The 525-nt window shown below is 65.0% G+C and carries 2 pseudogenes; both read right to left on the reverse strand.

Features of this window, described 5'->3' with window-relative positions:
- Positions 1 to 386: pseudogene (locus AC07PF_RS33105) on the reverse strand (electron transfer flavoprotein subunit alpha/FixB family protein); the annotation flags it as partial.
- A 13-nt stretch (positions 387 to 399) separates the two neighbouring features.
- Positions 400 to 525 (reverse strand): annotated as a pseudogene (locus tag AC07PF_RS33110) (electron transfer flavoprotein subunit beta/FixA family protein); the annotation flags it as partial.

The following is a 525-nucleotide window of genomic DNA, read 5'->3' on the forward strand; positions in this document are numbered from 1 at the left end:
GCGTAGATGGGGCGCTCGAAGGTGTCGGGGGTTACCACCTTGGTGATGTCGCTGATCTGCGCGACGTCGAGCTTGGCCGCCACGCGGGGGGCCACGTTCTTGCCGCTGGCGGTCGCGGGGAACAGGATGTGGCTGTAGTTGGATGCGATCGCGAGGACTTGCGCGGCCACGTTCTCGGCCAGACCGTGTTCCAGGCCAGGCGCGTCGGCGTGCAGGACCTTGGCGACACCGGCGATCTGGGCAGCAGCAGCGGCAGCGCCACCGGCGTTGTGGCCGGCGATCAGCACGTGCACGTCGCCACCGCAGGCAATGGCGGCGGTCACGGTGTTGAGCGTTGCGCCCTTGATGGCGGCGTTGTCGTGTTCAGCAATAACGAGTACGGTCATTTTCTTGTTCTCCTTAGATGACTTTGGCTTCGTTCTTGAGTTTCTCGACCAGGGCAGCCACATCGGCCACCTTGACGCCGGCACCGCGCTTGGCGGGTTCCGTGACCTTGAGGGTTTTGAGGCGCGGAGCGACGTCCAC

This window comes from Acidovorax sp. GW821-FHT10A04 (assembly GCF_059415825.1).